This window comes from Brevundimonas sp. SL130, from assembly GCF_026625805.1.
Classification (GTDB): domain Bacteria; phylum Pseudomonadota; class Alphaproteobacteria; order Caulobacterales; family Caulobacteraceae; genus Brevundimonas.
In genome coordinates this window covers 2,247,586-2,261,398 of the sequence record NZ_CP113064.1, presented here as the reverse complement: position 1 = coordinate 2,261,398, position 13,813 = coordinate 2,247,586, and the positions used below count along the sequence as shown (strand labels likewise).

12 protein-coding genes are annotated in these 13,813 nt (G+C 67.3%); 11 read left to right on the top strand and 1 reads right to left on the bottom strand.

Going from position 1 to position 13,813, the window contains the following annotated elements; genetic code table 11:
• Window positions 1-126 precede the first annotated feature (126 nt).
• The 11 genes from mreC (at window position 127) to OU998_RS10980 (ending at window position 12,704) form a co-directional block, all read left to right on the top strand.
• Complete coding sequence (gene mreC, locus OU998_RS11030; protein WP_267513531.1) at window positions 127-1,236, top strand: rod shape-determining protein MreC; 1,110 nt, start codon at window positions 127-129, stop codon at window positions 1,234-1,236.
• Window positions 1,233-1,751, top strand: coding sequence for a hypothetical protein (locus OU998_RS11025; RefSeq protein WP_267513530.1), 519 nt, complete (start codon window positions 1,233-1,235; stop codon window positions 1,749-1,751). The genes mreC and OU998_RS11025 overlap by 4 nt, the downstream gene beginning before the upstream one ends.
• On the top strand, window positions 1,748-3,748 hold the full coding sequence (gene mrdA, locus OU998_RS11020; RefSeq protein WP_267513529.1) for a penicillin-binding protein 2: 2,001 nt from the start codon (window positions 1,748-1,750) through the stop codon (window positions 3,746-3,748). The genes OU998_RS11025 and mrdA overlap by 4 nt, the downstream gene beginning before the upstream one ends.
• Window positions 3,748-4,902 (top strand): rod shape-determining protein RodA, encoded by a 1,155-nt coding sequence (gene rodA, locus OU998_RS11015; protein ID WP_267513528.1) that lies wholly within the window; start codon window positions 3,748-3,750, stop codon window positions 4,900-4,902. The genes mrdA and rodA overlap by 1 nt, the downstream gene beginning before the upstream one ends.
• A gap of 67 nt (window positions 4,903-4,969) precedes the next feature.
• The gene (locus OU998_RS11010; RefSeq protein WP_267513526.1) at window positions 4,970-5,983 is read left to right on the top strand and encodes a LacI family DNA-binding transcriptional regulator; all 1,014 of its coding nucleotides are present in this window, start codon (window positions 4,970-4,972) and stop codon (window positions 5,981-5,983) included.
• 65 nt (window positions 5,984-6,048) lie between these two features.
• Window positions 6,049-7,203 carry a fumarylacetoacetate hydrolase family protein gene (locus OU998_RS11005; RefSeq protein ID WP_420709729.1) on the top strand — a complete coding sequence of 385 codons (1,155 nt, stop codon included), beginning with the start codon at window positions 6,049-6,051 and terminating at the stop codon, window positions 7,201-7,203.
• The gene (locus OU998_RS11000; protein WP_267513525.1) at window positions 7,200-7,958 is read left to right on the top strand and encodes an SDR family NAD(P)-dependent oxidoreductase; all 759 of its coding nucleotides are present in this window, start codon (window positions 7,200-7,202) and stop codon (window positions 7,956-7,958) included. Before OU998_RS11005 ends, OU998_RS11000 begins: the two co-directional genes overlap by 4 nt.
• A 56-nt stretch (window positions 7,959-8,014) precedes the next feature.
• Window positions 8,015-9,448, top strand: coding sequence for a sugar porter family MFS transporter (locus OU998_RS10995; RefSeq protein WP_267513523.1), 1,434 nt, complete (start codon window positions 8,015-8,017; stop codon window positions 9,446-9,448).
• Window positions 9,449-9,528: 80 nt separating this feature from the next.
• The gene (locus OU998_RS10990; RefSeq protein WP_267513521.1) at window positions 9,529-10,971 is read left to right on the top strand and encodes an aldehyde dehydrogenase family protein; all 1,443 of its coding nucleotides are present in this window, start codon (window positions 9,529-9,531) and stop codon (window positions 10,969-10,971) included.
• A 3-nt stretch (window positions 10,972-10,974) separates the two neighbouring features.
• A complete protein-coding gene (locus OU998_RS10985; RefSeq protein WP_267513519.1) occupies window positions 10,975-11,826 on the top strand; it encodes an SMP-30/gluconolactonase/LRE family protein in 852 nt (283 codons plus the stop codon).
• Entirely contained in the window at window positions 11,823-12,704 is an 882-nt protein-coding gene (locus tag OU998_RS10980; RefSeq protein WP_267513518.1) for an aldose 1-epimerase, read from the top strand. Before OU998_RS10985 ends, OU998_RS10980 begins: the two co-directional genes overlap by 4 nt.
• Here OU998_RS10980 and pelA read toward each other — a convergent pair.
• Window positions 12,701-13,780, bottom strand: coding sequence for a pectate lyase (gene pelA / locus OU998_RS10975; RefSeq protein WP_267513517.1), 1,080 nt, complete (start codon window positions 13,778-13,780; stop codon window positions 12,701-12,703). The two genes, OU998_RS10980 and pelA, sit on opposite strands and share 4 nt — an antisense overlap.
• Between the last annotated feature and the right edge of the window lie 33 nt (window positions 13,781-13,813).

Sequence of the window (13,813 nt, the reverse complement as noted above, 5' to 3'; positions counted from 1 at the left end):
AGCCTGGCCGCAAATCCTTTTCAGTCCTGCGTGATCGACGGTTCCATTCCGGCCCCGATTTTGCGATAGGCAGGCAGACGGCAAGGGCCCCTTGCCGATTCCAACCCCTTATGTGGAAGGTCGCCCGTGGCGTTTCGCGACGGCCCCTTTGAGAACCTGAAGGTGCCGCTGGCCTGGACCGCCGCGGTGGTCGCTGTCGTGGGCATGATCGGGGCGGGCCTGCTGCTGGTCAGCGACCGCACGGCGCCGGACGGCGCCGCCGGCTATAGCGGGATGCGGGGCGCAACGGAAACAGTGACGGGGCCGGTGAGCGGCGTGCTGGCGGCGCCGGTGCGCTGGGTCGGCGCGGTCACCGACTATGTCGGCGGCTATTTCTTCGCCGTGTCGGAGAACCGGCGGCTGAAGGCGGAACTGGCGGAACTACAGCCTTGGCGCGACCAGGCCATCGCCCTGAAGAACATCAACGGCCGCTATGAGACCATGTTGGGTCTGCGGACTGAACCGGCGGTGCCCATGCTGACGGCGCGGGCGATTTCCGAGAGCCGGGGACCGTTCAAGAACGCCAAACTGATCGACGTCGGGTCGGCCAAGGGCGTGCGGATCGGCAATCCGGTGATCAACGAACATGGCCTGGTCGGCCGCGTGACCGGCGTAACCGGCGGGGTCAGCCGCATGGTCCAACTGACCGACGTCGCCTCGCGCACGCCGGTGCTGGTGGACCGCACCGACGCCCGGGCCATGCTGACCGGCGACGGCAGCGGCAATCCCCGGCTGGAGTTCGTGCGCGGCGCCGGATCGGTGCAGGCGGGCGACCGTATCCTCAGCTCCGGCGATGGCGGCGGTCTGCCGCGCGGCATCCCGATCGGCATCGCCGCCAAGGGCATAGACGGCAGCTGGCGCGTCAAGCTGTTCAGCGATCGCGGCGCGGTGGACTATGTCCGTGTGCTGTTGTTCCAGGATTTCAGTCAGCTGATTGATCCCGAGGGGCTGAATGCAGCGCCTCTGGCCGGCCTGACGACGGCCCCGCCGCCCAGCGAGGAAGACGCCGGCGCCATCGGTGATGCGGCGGCGCGTCGCCGGACGGCGGCTCAGGCTCAGTCGGATCGCGCGCGGGCCGCCGCCACCGCACCTGTTCCAGCGCGTCCAGATTCGGCGCGTCCAGCTCCGGTTCGCCCTGCCGAGATTTCGCCCCGCACGCCGCCGGAGCCCGCGCCGACCCCGGGGGGCGTGACGTGAGACGGCCGGTCGCGGTCCGCGTCGTCGGGCCTCTGCAGTGGATCGTCTATCCGGCGCTCGCGATGGTCGCCGCCACCATCGTCTTCGCCACCCCCGTTGAACTGTTCGGCCTGACCCTGCCCGAGCCGGTGTTTCCTATGGTGCTGGCCTTCGCCTGGCCGCTGATCCGACCGTCGATGACGGCGCCGGCTGTGCTGTTTGGCCTCGGCCTGTTCCTGGACCTGTTCTGGGGCGGGCCTCTGGGGCTGTGGCCATTGTGCCTGATGGGCGTCTATGCGGTGATCCTGTTGTCGCGCAATCTGCTGGCGGGGCATGAGGGATTGGTCCGCTTCGCCTGGTACGCCGCCTGCACCCTGGGCGCCTTCCTGACGGCCTATGTCATTGTGGCGATCCGGGCGGCCAATCCGCCGTCGATCCTGTCCCTGATCGGCCAAGTTGCGCCCACCCTGATCCTGTATCCGATCGCCGACTGGATGCTGGAACGGTTCGACGACGGGGATACGCGGTTCCGATGAGCGGCGAGCCCTCCATCTTCTTCGCCGACGTCAACGAGCGCCAGGGCTCCTTCCTGCGCCGCACCTTCGTGTTCGGCGGCCTGACGGGATTGGGGATCACGGCCCTGATCGGGCGGCTGGCCCAGCTTCAGGTCGTTCAGGCTCAGGAGTATGCGACCCTGTCGTCGCAGAACCAGTTCAACTTCCGCATGGTCCCGCCGCCGCGCGGCCTGATCAAGGATCGCAACGGCGTGGTCATCGCCGGCAACCGCCCCAGTTTCCGGGTGCTGGTGGTCCGCGACGAGACCAAGGATCTGGACCAGACGCTGGACCTGCTGGGCCGGTTGCTGCCCGACACCCTGGAGCGCCGCCGCGCCATCATTCGCGACGTCAACGCCTCGTCCAAGTTCAACCCGGTCCCGGTCAAGAGCGACCTGACCTGGGAAGAATTCGCCAAGGTCAATCTGTACGCCAACGAGCTGCCGGGCGTCATGGCCGACATGAACGACGCGCGCTACTATCCGTTCGGCGGGTCGTTCGCCCATGTCATCGGCTATGTGGCCAAGGTCAATGACCGCGACATCAAGGCGATCCGGGACAAGGGCGAAACGCCGCCGCCGCTGTTGTTCAACCCCAGCTTCCGCATCGGCCGCCAGGGCGTGGAGAAGGCTCTGGACGAAGCGCTGCGCGGCGAGCCGGGCGGCAATCGCGTCGAGGTGGACGCCCTTGGTCGGGTGGTGGCCGAGGATATCGGCGGGTCGCGGCCTGCGGTGCCAGGCCAGGAAGTGGTCTTAACCCTGGACGCCGATGTCCAGAACCGGGCGCTGGAAGTGTTCGGTGAGGAGGCCGGCGCCTGCGTCGTGATGGACGTGCGCAATGGCGATATCCTGGCGATGACCTCCGCGCCCTCGTTCGATCCGAACCTGTTCGTCGGCGGCGTGCCGTCCAAGACCTATGCGGCGTTGCGCGACTATGAGCGCCGCCCGCTGACGGACAAGGCGCTGGCGGGAACCTTCGCTCCGGGCTCGACCTTCAAGCCCGTGGTCGGCCTCACGGCCCTGAAGCGGGGAGGCGACCCGAACCGACGTATCGTCTGTAACGGCTCCTATTATCTGGGACGCCGGTTCGCCTGTCTGGGGCGTCATGGCTCGCAAGACATGCGGGAAGCGATCAAGAACTCCTGCAACGTCTATTTCATGACCCTGGCCGTGGAGATGGGGCCGGACGCCATCGCCGAGACGGCGCGGGAAATGGGCTTCGGCCAGACCTTTGACATCGGCGTACCAGGCCAGAAGCCCGGCCTGGTCCCCGACCGCAAGTGGCGGCGCGAAAATCCCGTCCGGGGCGACGGTAAATGGTATCCTGGCGAGACGCCCAGCTATGGGATTGGACAAGGGGCCCTGACGGTCAACGCCTTGCAACTGGCCGTCTATGCTTCACGACTGGCCAATGGTCGCAAGGCCGTCATGCCGCGCTTGGTCAAGTCGATTGGAGGCGTCGAGCAAGGCGCCGACCGAACCTTCGCCGATCTTCCCTATGATCCCGCCTTCGGGCAGGTGATGCGCGAGGGCATGGAGGCCGTGACCGACGTCGGCGGCACCGGCTTCAGAAATAGCCAGCTGGGTCTGGGCGATATTCGCATGGCGGGCAAGACCGGCACGGCCCAGGTGCAGAATTATGGCGCGGGCTCACGCAAGGGGGCCGGCCGGCCCTGGGGCCAGAAGGACCACAACCTGTTCATCGCCTTCGCGCCTGCCGACAATCCGCGCTATGCGGTGTCCGTGATCGTGCAGCACGGGGGCCTGGGCGGGGGCACCGCCGGGGCGCCGCGGGCGCGCGAGGTGATGAAGGTGGCCCTGCTGAAGGATCCCGAAATGCGCGCGCGCATGGAGCGACCGCCGGCGCCGGAGCCGGAGCCTGTCGAGCCGACCAGCCTGGACGAGCCGCCGGTTGTGGCTGAGGCGACGCCGCAGCCCCTTGCCGCCGAGCCGCCTGTTTCTCCGATCGAGCCGCGCTGATGACCGCTTCCGCCCTGTCCCGTCCCGGCGAGCGCGAGCGCTTTTCGACTAAGATCAGCCAGATCGACTGGCGTCTGCTGCTGCTCATCTGCGCCGTCGGCGGGGCGGGGGCGATGATGCTCTATTCCGTCGGAGGCGGCTCTTGGTCGCCGTGGGCGGCCAAGCATCTGATCCGGTTCGGCATCTGCCTGGTGCTGATGCTGGGCCTGTCCATGATCAACATCCGCTATTGGTTCGGTCTGGCCTATCCCGTCTATGGTCTGGCGCTCTTCCTGCTGGCCTTGGTCGAGACGCCGCTGGGATATGAGGCTCTGGGCGCCACCCGGTGGCTGGACCTGGGCTTCACCCGTATCCAGCCGTCCGAAATCATGAAGATCGGCGTGGTTCTGGCCCTGGCGCGCTGGTATCACGGCGCGTCGGCCAAGGAGGCCAGCTTCCACTGGAAGCTGATCGTCCCCATCGGCATCATCGGCCTGCCGTTTATCCTGGTTGCGCACCAGCCTGACCTGGGTTCGGCCATGCTGATCGGTCTGACCGGCGCCGCCATCATGTTCATGGCGGGCCTGAACTGGAAGATCATCGCCGCCGTCGCCGCGATCGGCGTCGTCGCCGTGCCGCCCTATGTGTTGTTCGGCATGCACGACTATCAACGGCACCGGGTTCTGACCTTCCTGAACCCTGAGGCCGACATGGAGGACAAGGGGTATCAGATCGTCCAATCGAAGATCGCCATGGGTTCGGGTGGGTTGCTGGGCAAGGGCTACGGCCTGGGCAGTCAGAGCCAGCTGGAGTTTCTGCCCGAGCGGCACACCGACTTCATCTTCGCCGCCTTTGCGGAGGAGTTCGGCTTTGTCGGTACCTTCTTCCTGTTGACCGCCTATGCGGCCATCATATTGATTTCACTTCGAATAGCCTCTCTGTCCCATAGTCATTTCGGGCGATTGGCGGCCTCGGGCGTCATCGCCACCTTCGCCATGTATGTGCTGATCAACGGGGCCATGGTGATGGGGCTGGCGCCCGTTGTCGGCGTGCCCATGCCGCTGCTGTCGAACGGCGGCACGGTGATGCTGACGGTGATGATCGGTTTCGGTCTGGTAATGGCGACGCGGGTCCACCGTTACGCCGAACTGCCGAAAGGCCATGGCCTGATCTGATGGCGGATGCGCCGACCATCGTCCGGGTGCTGGACATGAGCGCCCTGGGTGTGGTCGTGTTGCAAAGATGACTTCCAAGATCGGCCAGGGCCGCAATCGTACCATGGGCGACATCGCCCGCCTGGCCGGCGTATCGCCGATGACCGTCTCGCGTGTGGTCAACGGCGACGCCCGCGTGCGCGAGGCGACACGGACGCGGGTCGAGCAGATCATTCGCGAGACCGGATACGTCCCCGATCCCGCGGCCCGCATTCTGGCGCGGGCCGGGGCCGGGCGGATCGGCCTGTTGTACGCCAACCCGTCCAACGCCTATCTGGCCGAGGTCCTGTCGGGCGCTCTGGAGGGCGCCCGGTCGGTCGGTCTTCTGCTGCTGATCGAACCGTCGCAGGCCGGCGCGCCGGAGGAAGAGCGGGAGGCGGTTCAAAGGTTGAGCGCGGGGGGCGCGCAGGGGGTGATCGTGCCGCCGCCGCTGGGCGAATCGCGGGCCACCCTGGACGCCATCGCCAAAAGTCGGATGAAGGCCGTGGTCCTGGCCGCACCGGCCGCCAGCGAAGATCTGGTCTCGCTGAAGGTGGACGACGTCGGCGCGGCCCACCAGATGACGAGACATCTGCTGGATATGGGCCATCGCGTGATCGGCTTCATCCTGGGCCGGGAAGACCAGAGCGCCAGCGAGGATCGACGTCGCGGCGCGCAGGCCGCCGTCGACGATGTGGAGGGCGCGGTGCTTCAGGTCGAACCGGGCGACTTCACCTATCGGTCCGGGTTCGAAGCTGGACGCCGTCTGCTGGCGCAGGCGCGTCGCCCGACCGCGATCTTCGCCAGCAACGATGACATGGCCGCAGGAGCTTTGGCGGCTGTGCACGCCGCGGGCCTGTCGACGCCGCGCGACGTTTCGATTGTGGGTTTCGACGACACCTATCTGGCCGCCAGCGTCTGGCCAGGCCTGACCACGATCCGCCAACCGGTCGCGGCCATGGCCCGGCGCGCCGCCATCATACTGGGGCGCGGCGGCGAGAATTCCGGCCCCGTCGCCCATGAAATGATCCTTCGCGAGAGCACGTCGCCGCCTTCCGATTGACAGGGCGTTTGCGATGCAAGATGGTAGCGCTACCACATCGTAGAGTGTGGAAGGGGGGGACGATTTTGAATCTAGTTGCACACCTGCCGGCGGACTGGCGCGACGCGCGCCTGCTGGGACGGATCATGACCCCGGCCGGGCCTTCGCCGGTGTTGGCCCGCGGGGGCCGCCTCTATGACATCTCGGGCCAGGTCGCGACGACGGCCGAGGCGGTTGCGCGCAACGGCTTGGATCGGGTCGAAGGCGTTGATCTGGGCGCGCTGGACGACCTGTCGTTCGCCACGGCCTGGGACGCGGCGGGTCAGGCGGATCTCGTCCTGCTGTCGCCTCTGGATCTACAGTGCATCAAGGCGTCCGGCGTGACCTTCGCCGTCTCTGCTCTTGAGCGCGTGATCGAGGAGCGGGCGCGGGGCGACGCCGACGCCGCCAATGCGGTTCGCCAGTCCATTCTCGACCGGATCGGCGGTGATCTGAAGGATCTGCGGCCCGGCTCTGAACAGGCCGAAGCGGTCAAGGCCCAACTGATCGCCGAAGGCCTGTGGTCCCAGTATCTGGAGGTCGCCATCGGCCCCTATGCCGAGATCTTCACCAAGGCCCCGGTGCTGGCTTCGGTCGGCTGGGGCGCCGAAGTGGGCGTTCGCGCGGACTCGGCCTGGAACAACCCGGAACCCGAGGTGGTCGTGATCTGCGATCCGGCCGGCCGTCCGGTCGGCGCCAGCCTGGGCAATGACGTCAACCTGCGCGACATCGAAGGCCGGTCGGCCCTGCTGCTGGGCAAGGCCAAGGACAACAACGCCTCCGCCGCCATCGGCCCCTTCATCCGTCTGTTCGACGACGGCTTCAGCATGGACGACGTGCGCGCCGCGACGGTCCGGCTGGAGGTCGAGGGCACGGACGGCTTCGTCATGACCGGCGAAAGCTCGATGCGGCTGATCAGTCGCGACCCCGAGGAACTGGTGCGTCAGACGCTGAGCGCCCACCAGTATCCGGACGGCTTCGCCCTGTATCTGGGCACCATGTTCGCGCCGATCGAAGATCGCGACGCGCCGGGCAAGGGCTTCACCCACAAGATCGGCGACCGGGTCCGCGTCTCTTCCGAGAAGCTGGGCGTGCTCGATAACATCGTGGCCACCTGCGACCAGGCCCCGGCCTGGCGGTTCGGGGTGGTCGAGTTGATGCGTAATTTGGCCGGTCGCGGCCTGCTGGGAGTCTCGGTATGAGTCGCGCCGTCTATCCGTCGCTGAAGGACCGTCTGGTCGTCGTCACCGGCGGCGGTTCCGGCATCGGCGCCGGCTTTACCGAAGCCTTCGCACGCCAGGGCGCCCGCGTGGTGTTTCTCGACATCGCCGAGGCGGATTCGCGCGCACTGGAAACCTCGCTGGCGGCGCTTTCGCCGGCGCCCGTCTTCCATTCCTGCGACCTGACCAACGTCGCCGCTCTGCAAGCCTGTCTGGCGAACGTGATCGCGGCCCATGGTCCGATCGACGTCCTGATCAACAACGCCGCCAATGACGACCGTCATACGCTGGCCGAGGTCACGCCCGAGTATTGGGACAACCGCATCAATGTGAACCTGCGTCACCTCTATTTCGCCGCCCAGTCGGTCGCGGCCGGGATGCGCGAGAAGGGGCGGGGGGTGATCATCAATCTCGGCTCGATCAGCTGGCACCTGGGGCTTCCCGATCTGTCGCTGTACGAGACCGCCAAGGCCGGTATCGAGGGCATGACCCGCGCCCTGGCGCGCGAGCTGGGCGGGGACGGGGTGCGGGTGGTCTGTATCGTGCCGGGCAATGTCCAGACGCCGCGCCAGATGAAGTGGTACACGCCCGAAGGCGAGGCCGAGATCGTGGCGGCCCAGTGCCTGCCGGGTCGGCTTCAGCCCGAGGATGTCGCCGCGCTGGGCCTGTTCCTGGCCTCGGACGACGCACGTTTGATTACAGGCCACGAGTATTTCGTGGACGCAGGCTGGCGCTAGGCTTTTCTGCGATGTTCAACGCCCGCGTCAGACGGGCTCTTTGGGAGTAGATCGAAATGGCAGGACCAACGGGGGGCTCAGGCCCGGATATCGCGGGGGATGACCGCGTCAACATGGCCTTCATCGCCCTGATCGTGGCGGTCGCCACCATCGGCGGCTTCATGTTCGGCTATGACTCGGGCGTCATCAACGGCACCCAGGACGGTTTGGAGGCCGCCTTCAACCTGTCGGACCTGGGCACCGGCTTCAATGTCGGCGCCATTCTGCTGGGCTGCGCCTGCGGGGCCTTCATCGCCGGACGTTTGGCCGACGCCATCGGCCGTCGCACGGTGATGCAGATCTCGGCGGTCCTGTTCATCATCTCGGCCTTCTGGGCCGGGGCGGCCGACACCTCGGCCCACTTCATCATCGCCCGCTTCATCGGCGGCCTGGGCGTCGGCGCGGCCTCGGTGCTGTCGCCGGCCTATATTTCCGAAGTGACCCCGGCCTCGATCCGCGGCCGGCTGTCGTCGGTTCAGCAGATCATGATCATCACCGGCCTGACCGGCGCCTTCGTGGCCAACTATGTCCTGGCCAAGACCGCCGGCGGATCGACGGCCGACTTCTGGCTGGGCTTCCCGGCCTGGCGCTGGATGTTCTGGCTGCAGGTCATCCCGGCCGCCATCTATCTGCTGGCTCTGCTGGTCATCCCGGAAAGCCCGCGTTACCTGGTGGCCAAGAAGAAGGACGCCCAGGCCGAGGCCGTGCTGTCCAAGCTGTTCGGCGCCGGCGCCGGCGCGCGCAAGGTGCAGGAAATCCGCGCCTCCCTGGTCGCCGACCACAAGCCGAAATTCTCGGACCTGCTGGACCCGACGACCCGTACGGTGCGTCCCATCGTCTGGGCCGGTCTGATCCTGGCCGTGTTCCAGCAACTGGTCGGCATCAACATCGTCTTCTACTACGGCGCCGTGCTGTGGCAGTCGGTCGGCTTCTCCGAGAATGACGCGCTTCAGATCAACATCCTGTCCGGCGTCCTGTCGATCGCGGCCTGCCTCGCGGCCATTTCGGTGATCGACAAGATCGGCCGCAAGCCGCTGCTGCTGATCGGTTCGGCCGGCATGTTCGTGACCCTGGCGGTCGTGGCCTGGTGTTTCTCGCGCGCCGCCCTGATCGACGGTTCGCTGCACCTGGACGACAACACCGGCCTGATCGCCTTGATCGCCGCCAACGCCTATGTGGTCTTCTTCAACTTCAGCTGGGGCCCCGTCATGTGGGTCATGCTGGGCGAGATGTTCCCCAACCAGATGCGCGGTTCGGCCCTGGCCGTCGCCGGTTTCGCCCAGTGGATCGCCAACTTCGCCATCTCGGTCAGCTTCCCCTGGATGGCCGCCAATCTGGGTCTGGTCGTCACCTATGGCTTCTATTCGGTCAGCGCCCTGATCTCCTTCTTCCTGGTCCAGGCCTGGGTCAAGGAGACGCGCGGTCGTGAACTGGAAGACATGACGGGCTGATTTCCGGCCCGTCCATACCTATCTCCCCGAGACGGGCGGCGCTCCCCCGCCGCCCGTCAGCCTTATGAAAAGGACATCCCATGACCGACACGCTTGAACTCTCGCACTGGATCGGCGGCGAAAAGGTCTCCGGCGCGCTTGCCGGCGAAAGCCTGAACCCGTCGGACACGCGCGACGTCGTGGCCCGCACGCCCAAGGGCGGGGCGGCCGAGGTCGATCAAGCCGTCGCCGCCGCCCGCGCCGCCTTCCCCGGCTGGTCCGACGCCTCGCCGGAAGTCCGTTTCGACGTGCTGGACAAGGCCGGGTCGCTGATCATGGCGCGCGCCGCCGAGATCGGCCGGCTGCTGGCCCGCGAAGAGGGCAAGACCCTGCCCGAAGGCATCGGCGAGACCATGCGCGCCGCGCGCATCCTGAAATATTTCGCCGGCGAGGCCCTGCGCGTCCACGGCCAGAACCTGGCCTCGACCCGTCCGGGCGTCGAGATCCAGACCTATCGTCAGGCCGTCGGCGTGTTCGGTCTGATCACCCCCTGGAACTTCCCCATCGCCATCCCGGCCTGGAAGATCGCCCCGGCCATCGCCTTCGGCAACACGGTCGTCATCAAGCCCGCCGGCCCGACCCCAGCCACGGCCGAGGCCCTGATCGCCGTCCTGCATGAGGCCGGCCTGCCCAAGGGCGTGGTCAATATGGTCATCGGCGACGGCGACGTCGGCCGCGCCATCGTGGCCCATCCCGGCATCGACGGCATCAGCTTTACCGGCTCGCAGGCCGTGGGCGCCGGCGTCGCCGAGGGCGCGATGAAGCGTCAGGCCCGGGTCCAGCTGGAGATGGGCGGCAAGAACCCGCTGATCGTGCTGGACGACGCCGATCTGGACCGCGCGGTCGCCGTGGCCCTGGACGGCAGCTTCTTCGCCACCGGCCAGCGCTGCACCGCCTCCAGCCGCCTGATCGTTCAGGACGGCATCCACGACCGCTTCGTGAAGGCGCTGGGCGAGAAGGTTGCGGCCCTGCGCGTCGGCGACGCCCTGGACTCCAACACCCAGATGGGCCCGGCTGTCAGCGAGGCCCAGCGCGAAACCTCGTACAAGTACATCGACATCGCCAAGGAGGCCGGCGGCCGCATCGTGACCGGCGGCGAGCGTCTGAACCTCGACAAGCCGGGCTGGTACGTCCAGCCGACCCTGATCGCCGACACGGTCGCCGACGCCCGGATCAACAACGAAGAGGTCTTCGGCCCCGTCGCCTCGACCATCCGCGTCGCCAGCTATGAAGAGGCGCTCGCCGTCGCCAACGGCGTCGAGTTCGGCCTGTCGGCCGGCATTGTCACCCAGTCGCTGAAATACGCGCGCGACTTCCAGAAGAACGCCCGCGCCGGCATGACCATGGTCAATCTGGCCACCGCCGGGGTCGATTATCACGTGCCGTTCGGCGGATCGAAGAAGTCCTCCTACGGTTCGCGGGAGCAGGGTTTCGCCGCCGTGGAATTCTACACCCAGATCAAGACCTCCTACTCGGCGAGCTGATCTATGAGTGTTGAACTGGTCTGGGATATCCAGGCGGAGCTGGGCGAAGGCCCCGTCTGGGACGCCGAGCGCAAGGCGGTGTGGTTCGTCGACATCAAGGGTCGCAAGCTGCACCGCTATACGCCCGCGAACGGTGAGACCGTTTCGTGGGATACGCCGGACCAGACCGGTTTCGCCCTTCCGGCGGAAGACGGTTCCCTGATCTGCGGGGTTCGGGGCGGGTTGCACCGCTTCGACCCCGAGACGGGCGTCTTCACCCTGATCCAGCCGGTCGAGCAGGATCGGCCGCAGAACCGGCTGAACGACGGCTTTGTCGCGCCGGACGGCTCGCTGTGGTTCGGGTCGATGGACGACAGCGAACAGGTTCAGACCGGGGCCCTCTATCGCTGGTTCCAGGGTGAGTTGAGCCTGCACGATGACGGGTATGGCGTGACCAATGGGCCGTGCCTGAGCCCCGACGGCCGGATCCTGTATCACCACGACACCCTGGCCAAGACGGTTCTGGCCTTCGACCATCAGGACGGGGTGCTGTCGAACCGGCGGGTCTTCGCCGTGACCGACGACGGTTACGCCGACGGACCCAGCATGGATTCCGAAGGCGTCCTGCACGTCGGCCTGTTCAACGGCTGGGGCGTGGCGAAGTTTTCGCCTGAGGGTGAGCGGATCGGCAAGATCGAGGTTCCGGTCCAGACCGTGACCAAGGCGGCCTTCGGCGGCGAGGATCTGCGCGATCTCTATATGACCACGGCCTGGCTGGGGAACGCCGACAAGCGCGGCGACCAGCCGACCCTGGGCGGGCTTTACCGGGTGCGGGTCGAGACGCCTGGCCTGGCGCAGAACAAGATCAAGCTGTGAGCCTGCTGACGCTGACGGCCGGGGATTGGCGCGCCACCGTGGCGCCCGAGCAGGGCGGGGCGATCCTGAGCCTGGACTGGCGAGGACAGCCGGTGTTCCGCCCGACGCCCGACGGTGCGACCGACATGCTGGAGACGGCCTGTTTTCCGCTGGTCCCTTATGCGAACCGCATCGCCGACGCGCGTTTCACCTTCGAGGGGCGGGACGAGCGTTTGACGGCCCTGGATCGGTTCGCACCCCACGCCTTGCACGGCGATGGCTGGCTGAACCCCTGGACGGTCGAGGCGGCCTCGGACGACCGCATTGAGATGGTCCTGGACTGGCCGGGTGAAGTTGATGCGGACGGCGCAGGCTGGCCCTGGCCGTGGCGGGCGCGGCAGACGGTTCGGCTGACCGACGCGGGACTGGAGATCGCCCTCTCGGTGACCAATACCGGTGATGCGGTCATGCCGGCGGGCCTGGGCTTGCACCCCTATTTCCACAAGGCCACAGATTGCCGCCTAAGCCTGTCGGCTCAGGGAGTGTGGCTGACCGATGCGCGCGAAATCCCTGAGCGGTTGGCGCCGCCCGATGCGGTGGTCGATTGGAGCGGCGGACTGGCCCTGGCCGATGCGCCCTTCGTCGATCATGCCTATGCCGGCTGGGATGGACAGGCGGTCATGGACGGCGGTGGGCGGCGTGTGACTCTACGCGGCGGAGGCGGCGCGGAATGGGCGCAGGTCTATGCTCCCGTCGGCGAGGACTATTTCTGCGTGGAGCCGGTGACCCATCGGCCGGATGTGTTGAATGCGCCCCCCGGCGAGCAAGGCGGCCTGGCGCGTCTGCTGCCGGGCGAAAGCCTGAACCTGGCCATGACCGTTACGGCCGAAGCCCTCTAACGAGCAGTCAGGCCCAGCCGGGTCCGCCAGGCTGGATAATCAACATTGATCAAGGCGGCGGGCCAGGTTCCGACATAGTGGTAGCCGGCGCGGCGCTCCTGTTCGATCTCGGCCAGGCTGGCGCGGGCGATGGATTCCCGGCCCATGAAGATCGGCGCGTCCGTCTGGAGGTCATAGAAGCGCGCCCACAGAGGGCCTTCGCCGGGGGCCGCGACGACGCGCCGATCCGGCTTGCCGTCGGTCTCGATGGTCTCGACGCGAAGGTCCGGCAGGGCCACGGCGCGGAACCAGTCCACGGCGCCTTCGACGGCGGCGATCACTTCAGGCGAGGGGTGGTCGATGCTCATCAGGAAGCGGACAATGCCGACGCTTTCATTCCCGGAAAGCGACGGGGGTTCGAACCGGCGGGCCCAGGCGGGTTCGAAGGTCACGGCGTCGTGCTGGGCGCACCAGGCGGTCAGGCGGCCGTTCCGCCGCACCTGGGTTTTCAGGATCAGGGCTGTCCCCGCCTGAACCGCCTCGGCGGCGCGGGCGCGTCGCGTCGCATCGACGAAACCGTAAGGCGATCGACCCTCTGCAACCGTCTGCAACAGGCGCAGGACGTGGACCATGGCGTCGTCGTTATAGGTGATCTGGTCGTAGTAGCCCCCGCGCAGCGGATAGAACTGGGGCCAGCCCCCGCTCGGCGATTGGGCCTCGAACAGATAGTCCAGGCCCCTGTCGAAGGCGGGTTTGGCGCCGGCGTCGCCTGCGCTGATGACACGCGCCAGGAAGTCGAGCGGCAGGGTGGTGCCGTCGTTGTCTATGGTGTTGGCCAGGCCCGGGTCGGCGTCCGGGCGGGGCGGGGCGAACAGGTCTGTGTTCTTGGGCCATCCGCCCTGGGCTGACTGGTGCAGCATGACGGTGGCCGCCATCTGGCGCGCGGCGTCAGACCCGTACCAAGCCGGGGCCAGCCGCACGACCTGCGAGCCCCAGGCGGGCGTGTCGGCCGGGGTTGCAGCGACGGCTGGAGCCAGTGCGCTTGAGGACAGGACCAGGGCGAGGGCTGACGTCAGGATCAGACGGCGCGGGCTCATGGGACTCATTCCGGCTTCATTAAAAAATGAGGG